Source organism: Pseudomonas sp. LS_2 (assembly GCF_042709235.1).
GTDB lineage: Bacteria > Pseudomonadota > Gammaproteobacteria > Pseudomonadales > Pseudomonadaceae > Aquipseudomonas.
On record NZ_JAVAYC010000001.1, the window covers coordinates 63,344 to 74,250 of the forward strand.

A 10,907-nucleotide genomic window follows, 5' to 3' on the forward strand; every position below is an offset into this window, starting at 1 on the left:
CAATGACCAGTTTGCATGCCGATGAGGCGTTTCTCGACCACTACCAGTTGAGCCACGATCCGTTTGCGCCACGTGTGCCCGGCTTCAAGTTCTTCCCGGCCCAGCGCAAGCCAGTGCTCGGTCAACTGCATCACCTGGCCCGCTATAGCCAGCTGATGCTGGTGGTCACAGGACCCGTGGGCAGCGGCAAGACCTTGCTGCGCCAGGCCCTTGTGGCCAGCACCAATAAACAGTCGGTGCAGAGCGTGGTGGTTTCCGCGCGCACTGCAACCGACGCCGCCAGCGTGCTGGGCCAGGTTGCCCAGGCGCTGAACGTGGCCCAGGTCGAAGTACAGGCGATCCTGTCCCAGGTGGTGCAGCTGGCGCTGACCGGGCAGGAAGTCTATCTATTGGTGGACGACGCGGAACAACTCGACGAGTCGGCACTCCAAGCGTTGCTGGAGCTGGCCGGGGGCGTGCCGGAAGGTCGCCCGCATGTGTTCCTGTTTGGCGAGCCATCGCTGATCGCAGGGCTGGAAGAGCTCAATGTCGAGGAAGAACGCTTCCACATCGTCGAGCTCGCGCCCTATAGCGAGGAGGAGACCCGCGAGTACCTTGAGCAGCGCCTGGAAGGCGCAGGCCGGGGCATCGAGGTGTTCACCCGCGAGCAGATCGTCGACATTCATGAAAACTCCGACGGCTGGCCAGGAAACATCAACCAGGTCGCCCGCGATACCTTGATCGAAACCATGATCGCCAGCCGTACAACGGCGAAGCGACCATCCATGGGGTTCAAAATGCCTATGAAACACGTGCTCGCGCTGTCTGCTGTCGTCGTGGTGGCTGTCGCAGCCGCAGTCCTGATGCCCAAGAAAAGCGACAAGGCGCCAACCGACGCACCTGCCGCGCAGGCCCAGTTGCCGCTGGGCCAGGGCGGCCAATCCGGTAGCGGTAGCCCAGCCATCGAGTTCTCTGGCAATTCGCAGCCGATGCCATTGCCACTGGTAGGGCAGTCGCAGCCCGTGATGCGCGAGCCGTTGGCCCAGGCGGCAGGTATGGGCGATGGTGAGGAGGGTGGCCCTGCGGGAGACACCGCGCTGCAACCGTCCGCACCATCCGCCGCTGTTCCGCCAACGGTCACCACCACTGCACCACCGCAAGGTGCAACCGCTGGCCCGGCGCCGACGCCGGCTCAGCCGATCGCCGCTGCGCCTTCGGTTGCGCCGACGCAAAACCCGGTTGCAACCCAGCCTGCGAAGCCGGTTGCGCCTGCACCCGCCAAACCAGCGCCTACCCAGGTTGCCAGCGCCAAGCCAGCAGACAAACCCGCTGCCGGTGGCGCGGGCAACAGCAGCTGGTATGCAGGCCAGAAACCCGGGAACTACGTGGTGCAGATCCTCGGTACCAGCTCCGAAGCCTCAGCCCAGTCGTTCATCAAGGAGCAGGGTGGCGACTATCGCTACTTCAAGAAAACCCTGCAGGGCAAGCCGCTGTATGTGGTCACCTATGGCAGTTTCGCCAACCGTGATGCGGCCGCAGCGGCAATCAAGAACTTGCCAGCCAAGGTCCAGGCTGGTAAACCTTGGCCTCGTACTGTCGCCAGCGTCCAACAAGAGCTGGCCACGGCCCGCTGAAACCTTCCGGGTGGCACCACCCCGCCGCCCAGTTGCTGAGCGAATCCCGGATACCGACCAGCCTGCTGCGCTTGTGCGCGGCAGGCTTTTCTGTCCCAGACTGCCGGCCAAAAGCCTTTCGTAGCAGTCACGTCTGAATCGCTTCAGATCGAAGCCAAGCCGCATCACGGCCCAGGGCTCAAAAACATTCAAAAATGCGACATAAATTTTCAACGATGCGTCGTTAAAATTTGTGAGCTTCCCTGTCGCTGTGCAACAATGGTTTCCCATTGCCCACCGCAAAAAGCTGGCATTCGACTGGCGTGGATGGTAAGTGGTTGTACTAAAAAGAGATTTGCCTTGGTTGAGAGGCGAACCTGGTGAGAAAGTGTCTATGAAAACAGGTCTGTACCATCCCGAAGAATTCAAGGATAACTGTGGTTTCGGCCTGATTGCCCACATGACGGGCGAGCCGAGCCACCACCTTCTGCAAACTGCCGTCGAGGCCCTTACCTGCATGACCCATCGCGGTGGGATCAACGCAGACGGCAAGACCGGTGACGGTTGTGGCCTGCTCATGCAGAAGCCCGACCAGTTCCTGCGCGCCGTGGCCCAAGAGCACTTCACTGTCGAGCTGCCCAAGCAGTACGCCGTCGGCATGGTGTTCTTCAACCAGGACCCGGTCAAAGCCGAAGCCGCCCGTGCCAACATGGACCGCGAGATCCTGGCTGCCGGCCTGACCCTGGTGGGCTGGCGCAAGGTGCCGATCGACACCAGCGTCCTTGGCCGCCTGGCCCTGGAGCGCCTGCCGCAGATCGAGCAGGTGTTCATTGGTGGCGAAGGCCTGAGCGACCAGGAACTGGCAATCAAGCTGTTCAGTGCCCGTCGTCGTTCGTCGGTGGCCAACGCCCACGACGCCGACCACTACATCTGCAGCTTCTCGCACAAGACCATCATCTACAAAGGCCTGATGATGCCGGCGGATCTTACCGCCTTCTATCCAGACCTCAGCGACGAGCGCCTGAAAACCGCGATCTGCGTGTTCCACCAGCGCTTCTCCACCAATACCCTGCCAAAATGGCCGCTGGCTCAGCCGTTCCGTTTCCTCGCCCACAACGGCGAGATCAACACCATCACCGGCAACCGCAACTGGGCCATGGCCCGTCGCACCAAGTTCGCCAACGACCTGATTCCCGACCTCGAAGAGCTTGGCCCGCTGGTCAACCGCGTGGGCTCGGACTCCTCGAGCATGGACAACATGCTCGAGCTTATGGTTACCGGCGGCATCGACCTGTTCCGCGGTGTGCGCATGCTGGTACCGCCAGCCTGGCAGAACGTCGAGACCATGGACGCCGACCTGCGCGCCTTCTACGAATACAACTCCATGCACATGGAGCCGTGGGATGGCCCGGCCGGTATCGTCATGACCGAAGGCCGCCACGCGGTGTGCCTGCTCGACCGCAATGGTCTGCGCCCGGCGCGGTGGGTCACCACCAAGAATGGCTACATCACCCTGGCTTCGGAAATCGGCGTTTGGAACTACCAGCCCGAAGACGTCGTCGCCAAGGGCCGTGTCGGCCCGGGGCAGATCTTCGCCGTGGACACCGAGACCGGCCAGATCCTCGACACCGATGCCATCGACAACCGCCTGAAGTCGCGTCACCCATACAAGCGCTGGCTGCGTCAGCACGCCCTGCGTATCCAGGCGACGCTGACCGACGACCAGGGCGTGGCCAGCTACGACGCCGACCAGCTCAAGCAATACATGAAGATGTTCCAGGTCACCTTCGAGGAGCGTGACCAGGTGCTGCGCCCGCTCGGCGAGCAAGGCCAGGAAGCGGTCGGCTCGATGGGCGACGATACGCCTATGGCCGTGCTGTCCCAGCGCGTGCGTTCGCCGTACGACTTCTTCCGCCAGCAGTTCGCCCAGGTGACCAACCCACCGATCGACCCGCTGCGCGAAGCGATCGTGATGTCGCTGGAAATCTGCCTGGGCGCCGAGCGCAACATCTTCCAGGAGTCCCCCGAGCACGCCTCGCGGGTGATCCTCAGCTCGCCGGTCATCTCGCCCGCCAAGTGGCGCTCGTTGATGAACCTCGACCGCCAAGGCTTCGAGCGCCAGCTGATCGACCTCAACTATGAAGAAGGCGTCGGCCTGGAAGCGGCCATCCGCAATATCGCCGACCAGGCCGAGGAAGCGGTACGCAGCGGCAAGACCCAGCTGGTATTGAGCGACCGCTACATCGCGCCGGGCAAGCTGCCGGTGCATGCTTCGCTGGCCGTCGGCGCGGTGCACCATCGCCTGACCGAGCAGGGCCTGCGTTGCGACAGCAACATCCTGGTGGAAACCGCCACTGCCCGCGACCCGCACCACTTCGCCGTGCTGCTGGGCTTCGGCGCCTCGGCCGTTTACCCGTACCTTGCCTACGAAGTGCTGGCGGACCTGATCCGTACCGGGGAGGTGCTGGGCGACCTGGACGAGGTGTTCAAGTACTACCGCAAGGGCATCTCCAAGGGCCTGTTGAAGATCCTGTCGAAGATGGGCATCTCCACCATCGCCTCGTACCGCGGCGCCCAGCTGTTCGAAGCCATTGGCCTGTCCGACGAAGTCACCAGCCTGAGCTTCAAGGGTGTGCCAAGCCGTATCAAGGGCGCCCGCTTCGAAGATCTGGAAAGCGACCAGAAGCTGCTGTCAGCCGAAGCCTGGAGCGCGCGCAAGCCGATCCAGCAGGGTGGCCTGCTGAAGTTCGTGCACGGTGGCGAGTACCACGCCTATAACCCCGACGTGGTCAACACCTTGCAGGCAGCGGTGCAGAAGGGCGACTACGCCAAGTTCAAGGAATACACCGAGCTGGTCGACCAGCGCCCGGTGTCGATGATCCGCGACCTGCTCAAGGTCAAGGTCGCCGACCAGCCGCTGGCGCTGGAGCAGGTCGAGCCGCTGGAGGAAATCCTCAAGCGCTTCGATTCCGCCGGTATCTCCCTGGGTGCACTGTCGCCAGAAGCCCACGAAGCGCTGGCCGAGGCGATGAACCGCCTGGGAGCGCGTTCCAACTCCGGTGAGGGCGGCGAAGACCCGGCCCGCTACGGCACCATCAAGAGCTCGAAGATCAAGCAGGTGGCTACCGGCCGTTTCGGTGTGACCCCGGAATACCTGGTCAACGCCGAAGTGCTGCAGATCAAGGTCGCCCAGGGCGCCAAGCCCGGTGAGGGCGGCCAGCTGCCGGGCGGCAAGGTCAATGGCCTGATCGCCAAGCTGCGCTATGCGGTACCGGGCGTGACGCTGATCTCGCCGCCGCCGCACCACGACATCTACTCGATTGAAGACCTGTCGCAGCTGATCTTCGACCTCAAGCAGGTCAACCCGCAGGCGCTGGTGTCGGTCAAGCTGGTGGCCGAAGCCGGCGTAGGCACCATCGCCGCTGGCGTGGCCAAGGCCTATGCCGACCTGATCACCATCTCCGGCTACGATGGCGGCACCGGCGCATCGCCTTTGACCTCGATCAAGTACGCCGGCGCCCCGTGGGAACTGGGACTGGCCGAAACCCACCAGACCCTGCGCGGCAACGACCTGCGCGGCAAGGTGCGGGTACAGACCGACGGCGGCCTGAAGACCGGCCTGGACGTGATCAAGGCGGCCATCCTGGGCGCCGAGAGCTTCGGCTTCGGCACCGCGCCGATGATCGCCCTGGGCTGCAAGTACCTGCGTATCTGTCACCTGAACAACTGCGCCACCGGCGTTGCCACCCAGAATGACAAGTTGCGCAAGGACCACTACATCGGCACGGTCGACATGGTGATCAACTTCTTCACCTTCGTCGCCGAGGAAACCCGCGAGTGGCTGGCCAAGCTCGGCGTGCGCAGCCTGGGCGAGCTGATCGGCCGCACCGACCTGCTCGAGGTGCTGCCAGGCGATACCGAGCGTCAGCAGTACCTCGACCTGTCGCCGCTGCTGGGCAGCTCGCACATTCCGGCGGACAAGCCGCAGTTCTGCGAAGTCGACAAGAACCCGCCATTCGACAAGGGCGAGCTGGCCGAGAAGATGGTGGAAATGGCTAACGCCGCGATCCGCGACCAGGCCGGTGGCGAATTCACGCTCGACATCTGCAACTGCGACCGCTCCATCGGTGCACGTGTGTCCGGCGAGATCGCCCGCCTGCACGGCAACCAAGGCATGGCCGCCAACCCGATCACCTTCCGCTTCAAGGGCACCGCGGGCCAGAGCTTCGGCGTGTGGAACGCCGGTGGCCTGAACCTGCACTTGGAAGGCGACGCCAACGACTACGTCGGCAAGGGCATGACCGGTGGCAAGATCACCATCGTGCCGCCAGCCGGTAGCCCGTTCGAAACCCAGCACAGCGCCATCGTCGGCAACACCTGCCTGTACGGCGCCACTGGCGGCAAGTTGTTCGCCGCCGGCACCGCGGGCGAGCGCTTCGCTGTACGCAACTCCGGCGCCCACGCTGTGGTCGAGGGCACCGGCGATCACTGCTGTGAATACATGACCGGCGGCTTTGTCTGCGTCCTGGGCAAGACCGGTTACAACTTCGGTTCTGGCATGACGGGCGGCTTCGCCTACGTGCTCGACATGGACAACACCTTCTTCGACAAACTCAACCACGAGCTGGTGGAAATCCAGCGCATCAGTGGCGAGGCGATGGAGGCCTACCGCAGCCACTTGGCGCGGGTCCTGGGCGAATACGTGGAAGAAACCGGCAGTGAGTGGGGGCGCGAGCTCTTCGAGAACCTGGACGACTACGTGCGGCGTTTCTGGCTGGTCAAGCCGAAAGCGGCCAATCTCAAGCAACTGCTGTCCAGCACCCGTGCCAACCCGCAGTAACAACAGCTGCAAGTGGCAGGCCCCGTGCGCGGGGCCTGCCCGGCTCAAGTGATCGTCTTGCAGCTTGCGGCGGATGCCGGCAACTGCGGTAAAGAGGTTTTGAAAAATGGCTGAACGTCTGAGCAACGACTTCCAGTTCATCGAAGTGGGGCGCAAAGACCCCAAGAAAAAGCTGCTGCGCCAGCGCAAGAAGGAGTTCGTGGAAATCTACGAACCCTTCAAGCCGCAGCAATCCGTCGAACAGGCACACCGCTGCCTGGGTTGCGGCAACCCGTATTGCGAATGGAAGTGCCCGGTCCACAACTTCATTCCCAACTGGTTGAAGCTGGTGTCCGAGGGCAACATCCTGGCCGCCGCCGAGCTGTCGCACCAGACCAACACCTTGCCTGAGGTGTGTGGCCGCGTCTGCCCGCAAGACCGCCTGTGCGAGGGTGCCTGTACCTTGAATGACGGCTTCGGCGCGGTGACCATCGGCTCGGTGGAGAAGTACATCACCGACACCGCCTTCGCCATGGGCTGGCGCCCGGACATGTCCAAGGTCAAGCCTACCGGCAAGCGCGTCGCCATCATCGGCGCAGGGCCCGCAGGCCTGGGCTGTGCTGATGTGCTGGTGCGCGCCGGGGTGAGCCCGGTGGTGTTCGACAAGAACCCCGAGATTGGTGGCCTGCTGACCTTTGGCATCCCCGAATTCAAGCTGGAAAAGACCGTGCTGAGCAATCGTCGCGAAGTCTTCACCGGCATGGGCATCGAGTTCCGCCTGAACACCGAGGTGGGCAAGGACGTCACCATGGAACAGCTGCTCGCCGAGTACGATGCAGTGTTCATGGGCATGGGCACCTACACCTACATGAAGGGCGGTTTCCCGGGGGAGGACCTGCCAGGCGTGCACGACGCGCTGGATTTCCTGATCGCCAACGTCAACCGCAACCTGGGCTTCGAGAAGTCGCCGGAAGACTTCGTCGACATGCAGGGCAAGAAGGTGGTGGTACTTGGCGGTGGCGACACCGCGATGGACTGCAACCGCACCTCGATTCGCCAGGGCGCCAAGTCGGTGACCTGCGCTTATCGTCGTGACGAGGCCAACATGCCGGGCTCGCGCAAGGAAGTGAAGAACGCCAAGGAAGAGGGCGTTAAGTTCCTCTACAACCGCCAGCCCATCGCCATCGTCGGCGAGGACAAGGTCGAGGGCGTGAAGGTGGTCGAGACTCGTCTTGGCGAGCCTGATGCCCGTGGCCGTCGCAGCCCTGAGCCAATTCCCGGTTCCGAGGAAATCCTGCCTGCCGACGCCGTGGTGATCGCCTTCGGCTTCCGCCCGAGCCCGGCCCCGTGGTTCGAGCAGCATGATATCCAGCTGGACAGCCAAGGCCGCGTGGTCGCGCCAGAGAAAGCCAGGTTCAAGCACCAGACCAGCAACCCGAAGGTGTTCGCCGGTGGCGACATGGTGCGCGGTTCGGACCTGGTGGTGACGGCGATCTTCGAGGGGCGCAACGCCGCCGAAGGGATCCTTGACTATCTCGAAGTCTGACCTGCATTCCCTGTAGGAGCGGCTCGCCCGCCAACACTGGCGGAGCCGTTGCCATCGAGCGCGGCGCACACTTCGTGGGCAAGCCGGCTCCTATAAGGGATTGCGTTTCCTGTGATGGGTTTTGTATACAAAAGAGCTTGATCCAGGGCAGTCGATAGACAAAACGCATGGCCTCAGCCGTGCCTTTTGCGTTGCTGTCTGAGAAAATGCCCGGCACATTTTCCCCGGATGCCGACATGACTGCCCTGAAGAACGATCGTTTCCTGCGTGCACTGCTCAAGCAGCCCGTAGATGTCACCCCGGTCTGGATGATGCGCCAGGCCGGGCGCTACCTCCCGGAATACCGCGCCAGCCGCGCCAAGGCCGGTGATTTCATGAGCCTGTGCAAGAACGCGCAGTTCGCCTGCGAAGTGACCCTGCAGCCGCTGGACCGCTACCCGCTGGACGCCGCGATCCTCTTCTCCGACATCCTCACCATCCCCGATGCCATGGGCCAGGGCCTGTACTTCGAGACCGGCGAAGGCCCGCGTTTCAAGAAGGTCATCGATACCCCGGCGGACATCGAGGCGTTGCCGATTCCCGACGCGCAGAAGGACCTGGGCTACGTGATGGACGCGGTCAGCACCATTCGCCGAGAACTCAATGGGCGCGTGCCGCTGATCGGTTTCTCCGGCAGCCCCTGGACGCTGGCTACCTACATGGTCGAGGGCGGTTCGTCCAAGGACTTCCGCAAGACCAAGGCAATGCTCTACGACAACCCGCAGGCCATGCACTTGCTGCTGGACAAGCTGGCCCAGGCGGTCACCGCCTACCTCAACGGCCAGATCCTGGCGGGCGCCCAGGCCGTGCAGATCTTCGACACCTGGGGCGGCGCGCTGTCGGCGGCGGCCTACCAGGAGTTCTCGCTGGCCTACATGCGCAAGATCGTCAGTGGGCTGATCCGCGAGCACGAAGGGCGCAAGGTGCCGGTGATCCTGTTCACCAAGAACGGCGGCCTGTGGTTGGAAAGCATCGCCGAGGCTGGCGCCGATGCGCTGGGCCTGGACTGGACCTGCGAGATTGGCGATGCCCGTCGCCGGGTCGGCGCCAAGGTCGCGCTACAGGGCAACATGGACCCTACCGTGCTGTACGCAAAGCCCGAGGCGATCCGCGCAGAAGTGGCGCGCATTCTGGAAAGCTATGGCCATGGCAGTGGTCACGTATTCAACCTGGGCCATGGCATTACCCCGGAAGTCGACCCGGCGCATGCGGGTGTGTTCATCAATGCCGTGCATGAGCTTTCTGCGCGCTACCACAGCTGAGTAACCTGGCCGCGAGGCTCGAACCTGCAACGGGGTCGAGCCTTCGGAGTGCCTGTGGCAAATGCTGCGTCATCATCAGAATATCCCTGCATTTTCCTGTGTGGGATTTCCCTAACCTCTCCGCTCTTTCCGCCAGGCCGTATCGGTCATCCACCTGGGTGTTTCGGTCGACTGGAGTGTTGAAGTGTGTCTGGGGTTTTTGTATGAAAAAAGCAGTTCTACGAAACAGATTCTTGGCGAGCAGCATCTACGCCGCAATCGCCGGGGCGGCGCTGGCGCCGCAGTTGGCCAGTGCCCATGGTTTTGTTCAAGATCCGCCCTCGCGGGATCGCGCTTGTCAGATGGGTTTGAACTCGGGTTGTGGGCAGGCCCAGTATGAGCCGCAGAGTGCTGGCGAGTTGAGTGAAGGCTTTCCGGCCAGAGGGCCGGTCGATGGCCAGCTCATCGGGGGTGGCGGTACGTTTTCCTTGTTGAATGAACAAACGGCCAACCGCTGGCACCTGGTGCGTCTCGACAGCCACGACTACGAATTCCGCTGGGCCTATACCGCCCCTCACAGAACCCGGAGTTGGGAGTACTTCGTCACCAAGCCAGACTGGAATCCCAATGCTCCTCTGGCACGGGCCTCCTTCGAGAGCACCCCGTTCTGCGCCTTCCAAGGCCATGACAAGCCTGCCAACGATCCTTCGCACCCCAAGCACACCTGTACGATTCCAAGTGATCGTACGGGGCACCACGTCATCCTGGCCATCTGGGACGTCGGCGATACGGCCAGTGCGTTCTACAAAGCTATCGATGTCGACATCCAGGCCGAGGGCGGCCCTGCTCCAGAATGGCGCCAGGTCAGCAGCATCAACCCACACCGTGACCTGAAGGTCGGCGACAAGGTCAAGGCCCGGGCTTTCATCGGTGGTAGCGAGTCCGAGCAGTTCAGCGCCAGCATCGACATCGACTCCGTCGAAGAAGGCGCCGCAGCGAACTGGTCGTACAAGCTGGCCAAGCAGCTCAACGATACCCAGATGCTGGTGAGTGCCGGGCAGAAGGATGCCGAAGGCAATATCGCGCCAGTACGCGGTGCCAACCTCATCTTCGCCAAGCAGGAAAGCGGCGTGACCGGCTATGAGTTCGGCTTCGAGGGCAGCCCACCCGATGCCTACATGCACCTGCATGACTTGAAGCCTGATTATTCGCTCAAGGATGGCGAGGCCACCGTCAGCTTCAAGGTAATGACCAACCGTGACCTGGAAGTCACCGCCACGCTGTTCGATGCAGACAAAAAGCAGGTCGGCTTCCAGAGCGAGCGAGTAAACGACACCACCAGGCCATTCGAGCTGAAGGCCGTGAGTGTAGGAGGCGATCACGTGCTGAAGATCGTCGGCAAGAACGTGGATGACGACGTTCTTCTGCAGGAAGATCGGGCCGTGAAACTCGTCGAGCAAAGCGGTGACCACAAGGTCTTCCCGGATGGACTCGCCACTTACGAGGCCGGTACCAAGGTGCTGCAGCCTAAAACCGGCGAGATGTTCGAGTGCAAGCCGTTCCCGTTCAGCGGCTATTGCAAGCAGTGGAGTCCGAGCGCGACTCAATACGAACCTGGCGTAGGTTCGCACTTCGATATGGCGTGGGACAAGCTCTGATGAGCAGAGGGG

The 10,907-nt window shown here is 62.7% G+C and carries 5 protein-coding genes; all 5 read left to right on the forward strand.

Annotated features, from left to right (window positions below; genetic code table 11):
* The first annotated feature begins 2 nt into the window (after positions 1-2).
* The 5 genes from RAC97_RS00315 to gbpA all read left to right on the forward strand — a co-directional run bounded on the left by RAC97_RS00315 (position 3) and on the right by gbpA (position 10,895).
* Positions 3-1,613 carry an AAA family ATPase gene (locus RAC97_RS00315; protein ID WP_375099915.1) on the forward strand — a complete coding sequence of 537 codons (1,611 nt, stop codon included), beginning with the start codon at positions 3-5 and terminating at the stop codon, positions 1,611-1,613.
* Positions 1,614-1,986: 373 nt separating this feature from the next.
* Positions 1,987-6,432 (forward strand): glutamate synthase large subunit, encoded by a 4,446-nt coding sequence (gene gltB, locus RAC97_RS00320; RefSeq protein ID WP_375099914.1) that lies wholly within the window; start codon positions 1,987-1,989, stop codon positions 6,430-6,432.
* Between the two features lie 106 nt (positions 6,433-6,538).
* Complete coding sequence (locus RAC97_RS00325; RefSeq protein ID WP_375099913.1) at positions 6,539-7,957, forward strand: FAD-dependent oxidoreductase; 1,419 nt, start codon at positions 6,539-6,541, stop codon at positions 7,955-7,957.
* Between the two features lie 236 nt (positions 7,958-8,193).
* On the forward strand, positions 8,194-9,258 hold the full coding sequence (gene hemE / locus RAC97_RS00330) for a uroporphyrinogen decarboxylase (RefSeq protein ID WP_375099912.1): 1,065 nt from the start codon (positions 8,194-8,196) through the stop codon (positions 9,256-9,258).
* A 203-nt stretch (positions 9,259-9,461) separates the two neighbouring features.
* Positions 9,462-10,895, forward strand: coding sequence for an N-acetylglucosamine-binding protein GbpA (gene gbpA / locus RAC97_RS00335; protein WP_375099910.1), 1,434 nt, complete (start codon positions 9,462-9,464; stop codon positions 10,893-10,895).
* The last annotated feature ends 12 nt before the right edge of the window (positions 10,896-10,907 follow it).